Genomic DNA, 12,912 nt, shown 5'->3' with positions numbered 1-12,912 from the left:
TCGGGGTAAACGACGGGGCGAGGGGGCAGAAGCCGCAGAGCGGGCCGGCTTCATCGATCGGTGCCGTTCGCGAAGGCGGATCAGGCGCCGCTGCCGTTCATGGCGGGACGCGCCGTGAACCGGTAGCCGCTGCCGCGGATGGTCTCGATGTGGCAATCGTGCTTGCTCGGCTCGAGCGCCTTGCGCAGGCGGCGGATGTGCACGTCCACGGTCCGTTCTTCGACGAACACGTGATCCCCCCAGACGTGGTCCAGCAATTGCGAGCGCGTGAAGACCCGTTCGGGGTGGGTCATGAAGAAATGTAGCAGGCGGAATTCCGTCGGCCCGATGTCGAGGGGCCGGCCATGGCCGTTGAGGCGGTGGGTAGACGGGTCCAGCTGCAGCCCGGCCACCTCGATCGGGTCGTCGGTCAGCTGGGGCGCCCGCCGGCGCAGCACGGCCTTGATGCGGGCCATGAGCTCCTTGGGCGAGAACGGCTTGGTGATGTAGTCGTCGGCCCCGGCTTCGAGCCCGTCGACTTTATCCTGTTCCGCGCCCTTGGCGGTGAGCATGATGATGGGAACGCCCTTGGTGCGCTCTTCGGCACGCAGCTTGCGGGCCAGGGCGATTCCCGACGTGCCGGGCAGCATCCAATCGAGCAGGATGAGGTCGGGCAGTTCGGCGCGGATCAGGGTTTGCGCCTGTTCCGCATCGGCCGCCCGCAAGACTTTATGGCCCGCGAAGGACAGGTTGACGGAAATCAGCTCCTGGATGGCCGGTTCGTCTTCGACGACTAAAATGGTGCTGGACATGGTGTGCCGCTCAAGGTTGCTCAAGCATGTCCATAGTATGGCGGTATTGTTTCACGTATGTGACACGCGGGCACCGGTTCCTTCGGTGGCGGGGGCGCGGCGCGTCCATCGGCTACCATGGAGGGCTTAGCGCGAGAAAATTATGGCAGGCCTCGACAAACACATCCCTTCGCCGACCAACATCGTCGTGCACCGCAAGTCCCGGGTGCTCGAGATCTCCTTCGATGACGGCAAGACTTTCAAGCTGCCGTTCGAGCTGCTGCGGGTCTATAGCCCCTCCGCCGAAGTGCGCGGGCATGGGCCGGGCCAGGAAACCTTGCAGGTCGGCAAGCGCGACGTCGACATCGTGGCACTGGACCCGGTGGGCAACTATGCGGTGCAGCCCCATTTTTCCGACGGGCACAGCACGGGCATTTACTCCTGGGACATCCTGTATGCGCTCGGGCGCGACCAGGACCGGCTCTGGGCCGAATATCTCGCTGCGCTCGAGGCTGCCGGCGCGTCGCGCGATCCCGAGCCACTGGACGGCCTGGAAACAACCGAAGTACGCCGTGAAGGTAAACAATGAGCGATAAGCATTATTCCGCGGGTCCGGAGAGCGTCGACGTCGCGGACGGCACCACGCATTTCGGCTTCCAGAAAGTGGCCGAAGCCGAGAAAGCCCGAAAGGTCGCCGAAGTCTTCCATTCGGTGGCCTCCCGTTACGATCTGATGAACGACCTGATGTCCGGCGGGCTCCACCGGGCCTGGAAGCTGTTCACCGTGGCGCGTGCGGGCGTGCGTCCGGGCATGAAAGTCCTGGACATCGCGGGCGGCACCGGCGATCTCGCCAAGGCCTTCGCGCGCCGTGCCGGGCCGACGGGCGAGGTATGGCTCACCGACATCAATGATTCCATGCTGCGCGTCGGGCGCGACCGGCTGCTCGATGAGGGGCTGATCATACCGACCGCAGTGTGTGATGCCGAGAAGCTACCTTTCCCGAATGGCTATTTCGACCGGGTGACCGTGGCGTTCGGCTTGCGCAACATGACGCACAAGGACCTTGCCCTGGCGGAGATGACCCGCGTGCTGCGCCCGGGCGGCAAGCTGCTCGTGCTGGAGTTTTCGCAGGTGGCCAAACCCCTGCGCGCGGCCTACGACTGGTATTCGTTCAACGTGCTGCCGTGGCTGGGCCGCAAGGTGGCCAAGGACGAGGCCAGCTATCGGTACCTCGCCGAATCCATCCGCATGCACCCCGACCAGGAGACCTTGGCCCGCATGCTGGAGAAGGCGGGCTTGGCGCGGGTGCAATATTTCAACTTGACTGCCGGCGTGGTCGCCCTGCACGAGGGCGTTCGGCTCTAGGGCGCGAGGTCAGGCACTGTTGCATCTTCCTTGCAAATCCAGGCGCTTGCGACTGGCGATTTGTTGCTCAGTCCGTTAAATTTCAGCTTATTGTCAGGAAAGGCGGGGCGTCGCGTCTGCGGGGGCGTAGCGGCCGGGCCCGGACTGACGGAAACGGCGGGTGGGCGCGCCGGGCGCTTCGGACAAGGTCCGGCGCGGTTCGGTAGGCGCTCGCAGCCACGACATTGATTACAGGAGAATCCATACAATGTCTCGACGATTCTTTTCCCGGATCCTTCCGGCGCTGGTCATTGCCATCTCGACGGTGGCGATGCTCGGCGTTTCGCACGACGCCTTGGCCAAGCGCCTCGGGGGCGGAGGCAGCATAGGCCGTCAATCGAGCAACGTCACCCAGCGGCAGGCCGTGCCGCCGGCGCGTAATCCCCAGCAACAGGGCCAGCAGGCCGCGCCGTCGCAGGCTGCTCCGGCTGCGGCGGGCGCCGCCGGCGCCACCGCGGCGCGCAGCGGCATGTCGCGCTGGCTTGGGCCCATTGCCGGCATTGCCGCGGGCCTGGGCCTCGCCGCGTTGCTGTCGCACTTCGGCCTCGGGGCCGCTGCCGCCGAGTTCATCGGCAGCCTGCTCTTGATCGCGCTGGTGGTCTTTGCCTTGATGTTCATCCTGCGTCGCCTGCGCGGTGGCCAGCAGCCGGCACTGCAAGGTGCGGGCAATAGCCGCTTCCAACGGGAGGAGCCGCCGGTCCAGCCCATGGCGCGGGCACCTTTGGCGCCCGTCGCGGCCGCTCCTGCTGCCGCCCCCACTGCGACGGCGGTGGAAGAGCCCGCCAAGGGGGAATGGGGCATCCCGAGCGACTTCGACACCGTGAACTTCCTGCGCCACGCGAAGAACTACTTCGTCAAGCTGCAGGGGGTATGGGACCGCGGCGATATCGATGAGCTGCGCGAGCTGGTGACGGACGACCTCCTCGCCGAGCTGAGCCAGCAGATCGGCAAGCGTGAAGGGCAAAACGTCACCGAGGTGGTCCTGCTCAATGCCGAGCTGCTGGGCATCGAGACGGTCTCCGACGGGCACCTTGCCAGCGTCCGCTTCTCGGGCATGCTGCGCGAAGCGCCGGGCACCGAGGCCTTCCGTTTCGAGGAGGTCTGGAATCTCTTCAAGCCCAACGACGGCGGGTGGCTGCTAGCCGGCGTGCAGCAGATCCCGGCCCGGGACGAATAAATCACGTTCCGGCTCGCGAGCCGGTAAACTTGCGGGGTCCAACCCCGTGGAGCGCCCGTCTGCGGACGGGCGTATTTTTTTCCGTCCCTATGCCCGTGTCCTCGTTGAATCCTTCCGCCGTCGCCATCCGGGTGCTCAACGCGCTGTTGCTGCGCGAACCCTGGGCGCGCGAAAGGCTCCGCCCGCATGCCGGCAAGACGGCCTGCCTCGTCGCCGGCGGCATGCATCTGGCGCTGACCATCACCCCTCACGGACTCGTGCAGGCCGCCGGACCGGAGGCTGCCCCCGACGTCACGCTTAGCGTGGATACGGGCCGGCTCCCGGATCTGCTGTCAGAAGATGCCGCCCGTCGCATGGGCGCCGTGCGCATCGAAGGGGATGCCGCCCTGGCGCACGTCGTGGGCGACCTGACACGCGACTTGCGCTGGGACGTGGAGGAGGACTTGGCTGCCGTGATTGGGGACATCCCCGCGGCCCGCCTCGTGCGGACAGCGCGCGGCCTGGCCCAGGGCGCGCGCGCGGGCGCCTGGCGGCTGGCCGAAAACGTGGCCGAGTATCTGGCCGAGGAGTCGCGCGCCGTGGCCTCGAAGCCGGAAGTGCAGCAGTGGGCGGGCGAAGTGCGCCGGCTGCGGGACGACGTCGAGCGCGCCGCCAAGCGCGTCGAGCATTTGAACGCGCGGCTCGCCCGTCTGGAAGCAAGCCCGGGCAAGGGGGCGTGACGCCATGCTCACCTTCCTGCGCCTGATTCGCATCATCTTCGTCAGCTTCCGCTATGGGCTGGACGAACTCGTCATCTCCGGCATCCGGCATCCCTGGACCGAGCGGCTGCTGGTCGTGTTGCGGCTGGGGCGCAAGCTCGATGCGCCGCGCGGCGAACGCCTGCGGATGGCGCTGGAGACGCTGGGGCCCATTTTCGTCAAGTTCGGCCAGGTGCTGTCCACGCGTCGCGACCTCATCCCCGCGGACATCGCCGACGAGCTGGCCCGGCTCCAGGATCGCGTGCCGCCGTTCCCGAGCGAAGTCGCGATCGAGTGCATCCGCCGGGAACTGGGACGCCATCCAGACGAGCTTTTCGCCAGCTTCGACCGTAACCCGGTAGCCTCTGCGTCGATCGCCCAGGTGCATTTCGCGGTGCTGCGCGACGGCCGCGAGGTGGCGGTCAAGGTGCTGCGGCCCAACATGGCGCCCATCATCGAGAAAGACCTGCGCTTGTTGCGCGCCGCCGCCGCCCTGATCGAGAAGGTTTCCGCCGATGGTCGCCGCCTGAAGCCGCGCGAAGTGGTGGCGGAGTTCGACAAATACCTCCACGACGAGCTCGACCTGCTGCGCGAGGCCGCCAATTGCAGCCAGCTGCGCCGGAATTTCTCCCCGGACGGGCCGCGCGGCGACCTGTTGATCGTGCCGGAAGTGATGTGGGATTATTGCTCGCCGTCCATTTTCACGATGGAGCGCATGCGCGGCATCCCCGTCAGCCATGTCGACCGCTTGGTCGAGGCCGGCGTGGACTTGAAAAAGCTGGCGCGGGATGGCGTGGAAATCTGCTTCACGCAGATGTTCGCCGACGGCTTTTTCCATGCCGACATGCATCCCGGCAACATTTACGTGTCGGACGATCCCCGCACGCTGGGGCGCTACATCGCGCTCGATTTCGGCATCGTCGGGTCGCTGTCGGAGTTCGACAAAAACTATCTGGCCCAGAATTTCCTGGCTTTCTTCCGGCGCGATTACCGGCAGGTGGCGCGCCTGCACATCGAGTCTGGGTGGGTTCCGGCCGGGACCCGGGAAGAAGAACTGGAAGGTGCGATCCGGGCATGTTGCGAGCCGTATTTCGACCGGCCGCTGGCGGAGATTTCCCTCGGGCAGGTACTGTTGCGGCTGTTCCAGACCTCGCGCCGTTTCAATGTCGAGATCCAGCCGCAGCTGGTGTTGCTGCAGAAAACCTTGCTCAACATCGAAGGCCTGGGCCGCGAGCTTGATCCCTCGCTCGATCTCTGGAAGACCGCCAAGCCCTATCTTGAGCGCTGGATGAACGAGCGCGTGGGCTGGGCGGCGCTGCGCAACGGCATCCAGCGCGAATCCCAGCAATGGGCCCAGATGCTTCCCCAGATCCCGCGGCTGGTGCACAGCCAGCTGGCGCGCCCCGACCGCTCCGGCGAGACGCTGGCCGAATTGCAGCGCCTGCGGGCGGCGCAGCAGCAGACCAACCGCCTGCTGGCGGTCATCGCCGGCGTGTTGGCGGTGGGGGTGGCCGTGGCCTTGTGGGCCGTGTCGCGCTAGACGACCGGCGGGGCCCGGCGGCACGCCTGGCCTAGGCAGGCCGGTGCAGCCGGAAGCCTCCACAGCCCTGGCGACGGCGGCGTTCCGGCGTGCCCGGCACGCTGTTTTTGCCTGGGCTTTCGGGGCGCGCTATGCGATACTCCCGCGGTTTTGGCATTTGTCCGGGTGGCCGCGACATCATGGTGTTCTGGTTCGTCTTGCTATACCTGCTGGTTTCCGTCGCCATCGGGGTCGTCGCCGCTCGTCGGGTGTCGAATTCCACCGATTACGCTGTTGCCGGCCGCTCCCTTCCGCTGTTCATCGTCATCGCCACGACTTTTGCCACCTGGTTTGGCTCCGAGGCGGTGCTGGGCGTATCGGCGGTCTTCGTGCAGGAAGGCCTGGACGGCGTGGTGGAGGACCCGTTCGGCGCGTCGATGTGCTTGGTGCTGGTGGGGCTGTTTTTTGCCGCCCGCCTCTACCGGCACAATCTGCTCACCCTCGGCGACTATTACCGCGAGCGCTACGGCCCCTTCGTCGAGGTCTTGATGAGCGTGGCCATCATCATCTCTTACCTGGGATGGGTCGCGGCGCAGGTCAAGGCGCTGGGGCTGGTGTTCCACATGCTCGATCCGGGCGTGTTTTCACAGACGGGGGGCATGATCATCGGCACCCTTATCGTCATGACCTACACGCTGTTCGGCGGCATGTGGTCGGTGGCGCTGACCGATTTTTTCCAGATGATCATCATCGTGGTGGGGTTGTTCACCATTGCGTATTTCGCCACCGACCTGGCTGGCGGGGTGGACGCGGTCGTGCACCAGGCCTCCAGCCGGGACCTGTTCAGCCTGCTGCCGCCTGCCACGCCGCACGATATCCTGTTCTTCATCGCGGCGCTGCTCACGATGATGCTGGGATCCATCCCGCAGCAGGACGTCTACCAGCGGGTCATGTCGTCCAAAGACGTTGCCACCGCCCGCCGGGGCCCGGTCATCGGTGGCTTGCTTTACTTGGCTTTTGCCTTCATCCCCATGTACATCGCGGTGGCCGCGTTCGGCATCATGCCCGAGAAAGTGGGCGAGCTCATGCAGGAGGATCCGCAGAAGATCCTGCCGACCATCATCCTGGAGCACATGCCCGTCGCGGCGCAGGTGTTCTTCTTCGGCGCGCTGCTCTCGGCCATCATGTCCACGGCCTCGGCCACGCTGCTGGCCCCGTCCACGACCTTCGCCGAGAACATCCTGCGCCATGTCCGCCCGGGGATGTCGGACAAGGCCTTCCTGCGTGCCATGCGCTGGTCCGTGGTCGTGTTCGGACTGTGCGTGCTGACTTTTGCGCTGGTCACATCCGACAGCATCTACGAGATGGTGGCGGGCGCGTACACGGTCACGCTGGTGGGTGCCTTCGTGCCGCTGTTGATGGGGCTTTACTGGCGGCGCGCGACCACGCAGGGCGCGGTGCTGTCGTCGGTCCTCGGGGTCGTGGCCTGGCTTCTGGTCCGGGCCTTCGCCCCAGAGGTGTTCCCTCCACAATTGGCCGGTTTGCTGGCAGGATTCGCGGGTATGTGGCTCGGCAGCCTGCTCCCCCAAGTCGTGCGGGCGCGTGAGCGGCCGGCGCTGCATCCTATCCTGTGAGTTTGTTACATCGGCTTGCCGTCCGGGCGCGCCGGGTGTAGAAGAAAGGCGTCATTAGGGGGTAAAACTCCGCCTATATCGTCCGTCGTTCGTCGACCTTCCGGCGCCTTGGCCCGCCCAGGCAGCCGGCTTCGATACAGGGGGCCCGCCATGTTGTACCCGGAGCTTTTCAAATCCCTGGAGTCCGTGCGCTGGGACATGGGAAAGGACGTGCCGTGGGATCAGTTCGACGCCAGCCTGTTGACCGATGAACAGGCGCGCACGATCAAGATGAACGCGATCACGGAGTGGTCGGCATTGCCCGCCACCGAAATGTTCCTGCGCGACAACCGCGAAGACAGCGACTTCAGCGCCTTCATGTCGATCTGGTTTTACGAGGAACAAAAGCACTCCCTGGTGCTCCAGGAGTATTTGCGGCGCTTTCGGCCCGACCTGGTTCCCACCGAAGAAGAGCTGCACAACGTTCGCTTCGAGTTCGACGCCGCGCCCGCGCTGGAAACCCTCACCTTGCACTTCTGCGGCGAGATCCGCCTGAATCACTGGTATCGGCGCGCCGCCCAGTGGCACACCGAGCCGGTGATCAAGGCCATCTACAAGCTCATCGCCCAGGACGAAGCACGCCATGCAGGGGCCTATCTCCGGTACATGAAGCGCGCCCTGACGGACCGCGGAAAAGAGCTGGCCGACCAGGCACGCGCCGCATTCGCCAAGATCGGCGTGCTGATGGCCTCGGCCAAGCGTACGTCGCAGGCCTTGCATCCCACCAACCTGCACGTCAACAAGAGCCTTTTTCCCAACGATACGGTCCAGTCGCGCCTGCCCGAGCCCGGCTGGCTGGAGCGCTGGCTCGACGAGCAGATCCAGTTCGACAAGGAATGGGAAAGCAAGGTGGTCGACCGCATTTTGCACAATCTCTCCACCTTGCTTGGCCGCAGCTTCGCCACGGTGCAGGACTTGAACCGCTACCGCAAGGAGCTCATGGCGCGGTAGGCGGCGTCAACCCAAGGGCACCGGCACGAAGAGTTTCGCGTCGCCCCGCTGGATCAGCAGCGCCACCGTATTGCCTGACTGGGCGAGCAGGCTGCGCACCTGGTCCACGTCTTGCACGGGCACCCCGTTGAGTGCGAGCAGCACATCGCCGGGCTCGATGCCCGCTTTCTCCGCCGGACCGACCGCCTGTTCGACAATTAAGCCACCTTGGCCTTCCGTGGCCGCCCGTTCCCGCGGGGAAAGCGGCCGCAGCGCCAGGCCCAGTTTGCCTTGGGATGCGCCCGGCGCATCGGTCCGGGCGACGGTTTCCGGTTCGGCACCGCCCAGCTTGGCGACGATGTCGCGTGGCTTGCCGTCGCGCCATACCTCCAGCTTCACCTCCTGGCCGGGCGAGGCCAGGCTGATCGCGGCGGGCAAGTCGCCCGAGGCGACTACGGGCTTGCCGTCGATGCCGCGTATGACATCGCCTGCCTTCAGTCCAGCCTTGTCTGCGGGGCTGCCGGGCTCGACGTGGGCCACGAGCGCGCCGGCGGGCGCATCGAGCCTGAACGAGTCGGCCAGCGCCTGGTTGACCTCCTGGATGGTCACGCCAAGCCGGGCATGGCGTACTTCGCCATGCGCGATGATCTGGTCCTTGACCCGGGTTGCCAGGTCGATCGGGATGGCGAACGACAGGCCTTGATAGCCGCCGGTCTGGCTATAGATTTGCGAGTTGATGCCCACGACCTCGCCGCGCGAGTTGAACAGCGGTCCGCCCGAGTTGCCTGGGTTGACCGCCACGTCGGTCTGGATGAAGGGCACGGCGCTGTCGCTCGGGAGCGAGCGGCCTTTGGCACTGACGACGCCTGCCGTCACCGTGTTTTCCAGTCCGTAGGGCGATCCGATGGCTAGCACCCATTCCCCGACGCGCAGCGCGTTGGGATCGCCCAGCTTCACGGTGGGCAGGCCTTTTGCGTCGATCTTGAGCACGGCCACGTCGGTGCGCGGGTCTGCGCCCAGCACCTTGGCCTGGAACTCTCGCCGGTCGGTGAGCTTGACGGTCACTTCTTTGGCGCCGTTCACCACGTGCGCATTGGTCAGGATGAGGCCGTCAGGGCTCACGATGAACCCCGATCCCTGGCCACGCACGGGCACGCTGCGCTCGCCGCCGCGGGGATACCCGGGAAAGCCGCGGAAGAAGTGCTCGAACGGATCGTCAGCGACCTTGCGGGCGCCAGTAACGCTGATGTTGACCACGGCCGGGCCGTAGCTTTGCGTGATCTGCGAAAAGTCGGGCAGGGTAGCCGCGCCCACTGGAGCGGAGGACGAAGGCGTGGTCAAGGTGGCCGGGTCGGCTTGGCCATCGGCGATGCGGGTCAGAGCGCCGGCGCCGGCCGCGCCGAATACGCCTGCGGCAACCAACGCCACAACCAGGTGCGAGGCGGAGAATTTGCGGGTATGCATAGTCGGCTCCTTTGCCATGAGTGGTTGAGTCATGGCGCGATGGTGAAGCCGTTTCCTTAAGCCATGCTTAAGTCGCGCGATGAGGAAAGCGCACCCGCACGCGCAGCCCGCCCAGTGGGGAGTCCTGCAGTTCGACCGTCGCGCCGTGGCGTGCCGCGACGGCCTTGACGATGGCCAGCCCCAGGCCGCTGCCCGGCGTCTCTGCCGCATGGAGCCGGTAGAAGCGATCGAACACCCTGCTGCGTTCGGAAGGCGGGATGCCCGGCCCGTCGTCATCCACGTCCAGCGTGACGCACTGCCTGTCGTTCGCGAGCCGCACGTCCACCCGTCCAGACTGGGGCGCATACTTGACCGCGTTGTCGACCAGGTTGCGCACCAGCAGCGCCAGCGCGTCACCCTGTCCGCGGAGCCGGGCGCTGGGCGCGCCTTCCATGCCGATGTCCACGCCGCGCGCCTGGGCCTGCGGCAGGACGTCGCTGATCGCCGTGCGCACGACGTCTGCCAGGTCTATCTCGGCAAAGGAAGCCACGGGCGCTTCTTGCCGTGCCAGCGACAGTAATTGCTCGACCAGCCGGGCACTGCGTTCGATGCCGGCGGCAAGGCGCTCGAAGGCTTGTTGGCGCGACGCTTCGTCTTGAGCTCGCTTGATCGATTCCAGCTGCAGCTTCAGCGCGGCGAGCGGCGTGCGCAATTCGTGGGCAGCGTCGGCCACGAATTGCTGCTGGGCGGCGAAGGCCTGGCGCACCCGCCCGAGCAACAGGTTGAGCTCCCGGACGAGAGGGCGGACTTCATCGGGTAGCCCGGAATCGCTGACCGGGGACAAGTCGTCGGGCTGGCGCGAGGCGATCTGCCTGCGCGTCCGTTCCACCGGCGTCAGCGCGTGGCTGACCACCCACCAGACGACGAGCATGAGCAGCGGCGCCATGGCGGCGATGGGCCATATCGTGCGCAGGGCGAGCGACCGCGCCGTGGACTTGCGCACGCGTACGTCCTGTGCGACCTGGATGACCTGCAGGGGTGCCTGGAGGGTATACATGCGATAAGCGTTGCCTTCGGTTTCCACCGTGGAGAAACCGGGCACGATGCGATCGGGCAGGACGAGCTTGGGGGTGGACCGGAACAGGCGCACGCCATCTGGCGTCCAGATTTGAATGATCAGGTCGCGTGCGGCGGGGTCGTCGAGGACGCCGCCATCCGGCCCCGTGCTGAACAGGGGATTGCCGTTGCCCAGGGAGAGCGCGATGCGCCGCAGCTGGTGATCGAAAATTTCGTCGGTCTGGATCAGCGCGCCGCGATACGCAATGGCGCCTTGCAGCAGCGCCGCGAGGAATATGGCCGCCAGCAGGAAAGCCAGCAAGCGGCCGCGCAGCGAACGGATGGGAAAGCGCGACATGTCAGCCTTTGGGAATCACGTATCCGACGCCGCGAACCGTCTGGATGAATTGAGCGCCTAGTTTCTTGCGCAGGCCGTGGATGTACACCTCGACGGCGTTGCTGCTGATTTCGTCTTTCCAGCTGTAGAGTTTCTCTTCCAATTGGGCGCGGGACAGGATGAGGCCGGGCCGCGCCAGGAGCGGTTCCAGCACCGCCCATTCCTTGGCCGTGAGCATGACCGGTTCGCCGTTGACCGTGGCGGTGCGCGTGGCCGGGTCGAGCACCACGCCGCCATGTTCGTATAAGGGCTCGCCACGTCCGGCGCTGCGCCGGATCAGGGCCCGGATGCGTGCCAGCACTTCGTCCACGTCGTAGGGCTTGACCACGTAGTCGTCGGCACCCGCATCCAGGCCCGCGATGCGTTGTTCGACCGCATCGCGGGCGGTCGCGATGAGCACCGGCGTCTGCACCTTGCGCGCCCGCAGGCCGCGCAGCAGCGCCAGGCCGTCACCGTCGGGCAGGCCGAGGTCCAGCAATACCAGGTCGTAATGCTCGGTGCGCAGCGCGGTATCGGCGCTCTTGGCGTTCTTCACCCAGTCCACCGCGTAGTGTTCGGCGCGCAGCACGTCGAACACGCTTTCCCCTATCATCGGGTCGTCTTCCACCAACAGTAGTCGCATTGCGATTCCTTCGTTCCGTGGCGGCCCCGGCCGTGGCCCTGCACAGAGTGTATCGTTGCCGCCCGGAAGGCATTCCTGCACGGACCGGCCGTCACGCCTCTACAATGAACGCTTTGCATCCGTGTGCCGCCCATCGTGCCTGCCCGCTTCGAATCCAAGATCCTCAGCCCCGATGAATGCCTGGCCGCGCGCGCGGCGTGGCCGCGTCCCGTGGTGTTCACCAACGGCGTCTTCGATATTCTGCACCGCGGCCACGTCACCTATCTGGACGCGGCCGCGCAGCTCGGCGCCATGCTGGTGGTGGCCATCAATACCGATGCTTCGGCGCGGCGGCTGGGCAAGGGGCCGGACAGGCCGCTGAACGGCCAGGACGATCGTGCCGCGCTGCTGGCTGCCCTGGCGTCGGTGGACGTGGTCACCTGGTTCGACGAAGACACCCCGCTCGAGCTGATCGGCAAGCTGCGGCCCGATTTGATCGTCAAGGGCGGTGATTACGACATGGAGAAACTGCCCGAGACAGCGCTGGTGCGCAGCTGGGGCGGCGACGCGGTCGCCATCGATTTCGAGCACGACCGCTCGACCACCAAGCTCGTCCAGCGCATACGCGGGAGCTGAGCCGCGCGGGGACTAGCGGCAGTCCCGCACCGAAGCGCGGCCGAAAAGGCTTCGGGCGTCGTCCAGCGCGCGGCGTCCGGCGGGCGATACGTCCTCGAGCCGTAACCAGTTCTTGCCTCCCTGCGGGTCGCGCGGCACCACTTTCACGTTGCGCACGCCTTGGCCTTGCACGGTCGCCGCGTGCTTGCGGGCGCCCGCCTCCGTGCTGAACACGCCCAACGAGATGCCGTACTGGAACGGGCCGGCCTCTTGGATGACGAAATATTCCTTCACGCCATCCCGGCCAAGTTGCGCGGCGGCGGCCTGGGCAGCGGCGGCGCTGCCGAGCGGAGGCACGATGACCATCCAGCCTGGGCGGCCTGCTTCGCGCCGGGCGCTGTACTTGACGCCGGGCAGGTGTTGGCCGAGCCAGTCTTGGGCGGCGCCGAGTTCCGCGTCACCGAAAACGCCCCATTCCAGGCAGGCGAAGGGCCGGCCGGCCACGGGCTCGCCCGTGGTCGCAGCATTTTCGGTTGCCAGGGGGCGGGTTCGCCGTAGGCCGGCGTTACCGGGGCAGACGGCAGGGGCGG

At 66.4% G+C, this 12,912-nt stretch carries 13 protein-coding genes; 8 read left to right on the top strand and 5 right to left on the bottom strand.

The window, feature by feature from the left end:
* Positions 1-80: 80 nt before the first annotated feature.
* Positions 81-791, bottom strand: coding sequence for a phosphate regulon transcriptional regulator PhoB (gene phoB, locus IRZ12_RS10145; protein ID WP_296467982.1), 711 nt, complete (start codon positions 789-791; stop codon positions 81-83).
* A 142-nt stretch (positions 792-933) separates the two neighbouring features.
* Between phoB and IRZ12_RS10140 the strand changes: the two genes are divergently transcribed.
* The 7 genes from IRZ12_RS10140 (at position 934) to IRZ12_RS10110 (ending at position 8,231) form a co-directional block, all read left to right on the top strand.
* Complete coding sequence (locus tag IRZ12_RS10140) at positions 934-1,359, top strand: DUF971 domain-containing protein (RefSeq protein ID WP_296467980.1); 426 nt, start codon at positions 934-936, stop codon at positions 1,357-1,359.
* Complete coding sequence (ubiE, locus tag IRZ12_RS10135) at positions 1,356-2,135, top strand: bifunctional demethylmenaquinone methyltransferase/2-methoxy-6-polyprenyl-1,4-benzoquinol methylase UbiE (protein ID WP_296467977.1); 780 nt, start codon at positions 1,356-1,358, stop codon at positions 2,133-2,135. Before IRZ12_RS10140 ends, ubiE begins: the two co-directional genes overlap by 4 nt.
* A gap of 247 nt (positions 2,136-2,382) precedes the next feature.
* Complete coding sequence (locus IRZ12_RS10130) at positions 2,383-3,351, top strand: TIM44-like domain-containing protein (RefSeq protein ID WP_296467975.1); 969 nt, start codon at positions 2,383-2,385, stop codon at positions 3,349-3,351.
* A 104-nt stretch (positions 3,352-3,455) separates the two neighbouring features.
* Positions 3,456-4,070 (top strand): SCP2 sterol-binding domain-containing protein, encoded by a 615-nt coding sequence (locus IRZ12_RS10125; protein WP_296467973.1) that lies wholly within the window; start codon positions 3,456-3,458, stop codon positions 4,068-4,070.
* A 4-nt stretch (positions 4,071-4,074) separates the two neighbouring features.
* A complete protein-coding gene (gene ubiB / locus IRZ12_RS10120; RefSeq protein ID WP_296467970.1) occupies positions 4,075-5,628 on the top strand; it encodes a ubiquinone biosynthesis regulatory protein kinase UbiB in 1,554 nt (517 codons plus the stop codon).
* A gap of 179 nt (positions 5,629-5,807) precedes the next feature.
* Entirely contained in the window at positions 5,808-7,241 is a 1,434-nt protein-coding gene (locus tag IRZ12_RS10115; RefSeq protein ID WP_296467986.1) for a sodium:solute symporter family protein, read from the top strand.
* Positions 7,242-7,391: 150 nt separating this feature from the next.
* On the top strand, positions 7,392-8,231 hold the full coding sequence (locus tag IRZ12_RS10110) for a ferritin-like domain-containing protein (protein ID WP_296467968.1): 840 nt from the start codon (positions 7,392-7,394) through the stop codon (positions 8,229-8,231).
* 6 nt (positions 8,232-8,237) lie between these two features.
* Here the strand turns inward: IRZ12_RS10110 and IRZ12_RS10105 are convergent, their stop codons facing one another.
* The 3 genes from IRZ12_RS10105 to IRZ12_RS10095 form a co-directional block, all read right to left on the bottom strand.
* Entirely contained in the window at positions 8,238-9,674 is a 1,437-nt protein-coding gene (locus IRZ12_RS10105; protein ID WP_296467966.1) for a DegQ family serine endoprotease, read from the bottom strand.
* Positions 9,675-9,741: 67 nt separating this feature from the next.
* Positions 9,742-11,067 (bottom strand): ATP-binding protein, encoded by a 1,326-nt coding sequence (locus tag IRZ12_RS10100; protein ID WP_296467964.1) that lies wholly within the window; start codon positions 11,065-11,067, stop codon positions 9,742-9,744.
* A gap of 1 nt (position 11,068) precedes the next feature.
* Positions 11,069-11,728 carry a response regulator gene (locus IRZ12_RS10095; RefSeq protein WP_296467962.1) on the bottom strand — a complete coding sequence of 220 codons (660 nt, stop codon included), beginning with the start codon at positions 11,726-11,728 and terminating at the stop codon, positions 11,069-11,071.
* Between the two features lie 132 nt (positions 11,729-11,860).
* Between IRZ12_RS10095 and rfaE2 the strand changes: the two genes are divergently transcribed.
* Positions 11,861-12,343 carry a D-glycero-beta-D-manno-heptose 1-phosphate adenylyltransferase gene (gene rfaE2, locus IRZ12_RS10090; RefSeq protein WP_296467984.1) on the top strand — a complete coding sequence of 161 codons (483 nt, stop codon included), beginning with the start codon at positions 11,861-11,863 and terminating at the stop codon, positions 12,341-12,343.
* Between the two features lie 12 nt (positions 12,344-12,355).
* Here the strand turns inward: rfaE2 and IRZ12_RS10085 are convergent.
* Positions 12,356-12,912 (bottom strand): hypothetical protein (locus IRZ12_RS10085; RefSeq protein WP_296467958.1); only part of this gene is annotated, 557 nt, incomplete at its 5' end.

The sequence above is a fragment of the Pigmentiphaga sp. genome (assembly GCF_019689535.1).
Lineage (GTDB): Bacteria > Pseudomonadota > Gammaproteobacteria > Burkholderiales > Burkholderiaceae_B > Pigmentiphaga.
Note: the sequence above shows the minus strand (reverse complement) of the source record. Positions and strands in the feature narration are given on the sequence as shown.

Bases quoted from the DNA above. Each gene is read 5' to 3' on its own strand.
- phoB (WP_296467982.1), bottom strand. From the start codon at position 791: ATGTCCAGCACCATTTTAGTCGTCGAAGACGAACCGGCCATCCAGGAG.
- IRZ12_RS10140 (WP_296467980.1), top strand. From the start codon at position 934: ATGGCAGGCCTCGACAAACACATCCCTTCGCCGACCAACATCGTCGTG.
- ubiE (WP_296467977.1), top strand. From the start codon at position 1,356: ATGAGCGATAAGCATTATTCCGCGGGTCCGGAGAGCGTCGACGTCGCG.
- IRZ12_RS10130 (WP_296467975.1), top strand. From the start codon at position 2,383: ATGTCTCGACGATTCTTTTCCCGGATCCTTCCGGCGCTGGTCATTGCC.
- ubiB (WP_296467970.1), top strand. From the start codon at position 4,075: ATGCTCACCTTCCTGCGCCTGATTCGCATCATCTTCGTCAGCTTCCGC.
- IRZ12_RS10115 (WP_296467986.1), top strand. From the start codon at position 5,808: ATGGTGTTCTGGTTCGTCTTGCTATACCTGCTGGTTTCCGTCGCCATC.
- IRZ12_RS10110 (WP_296467968.1), top strand. From the start codon at position 7,392: ATGTTGTACCCGGAGCTTTTCAAATCCCTGGAGTCCGTGCGCTGGGAC.
- IRZ12_RS10105 (WP_296467966.1), bottom strand. From the start codon at position 9,674: ATGCATACCCGCAAATTCTCCGCCTCGCACCTGGTTGTGGCGTTGGTT.
- IRZ12_RS10100 (WP_296467964.1), bottom strand. From the start codon at position 11,067: ATGTCGCGCTTTCCCATCCGTTCGCTGCGCGGCCGCTTGCTGGCTTTC.
- IRZ12_RS10095 (WP_296467962.1), bottom strand. From the start codon at position 11,728: ATGCGACTACTGTTGGTGGAAGACGACCCGATGATAGGGGAAAGCGTG.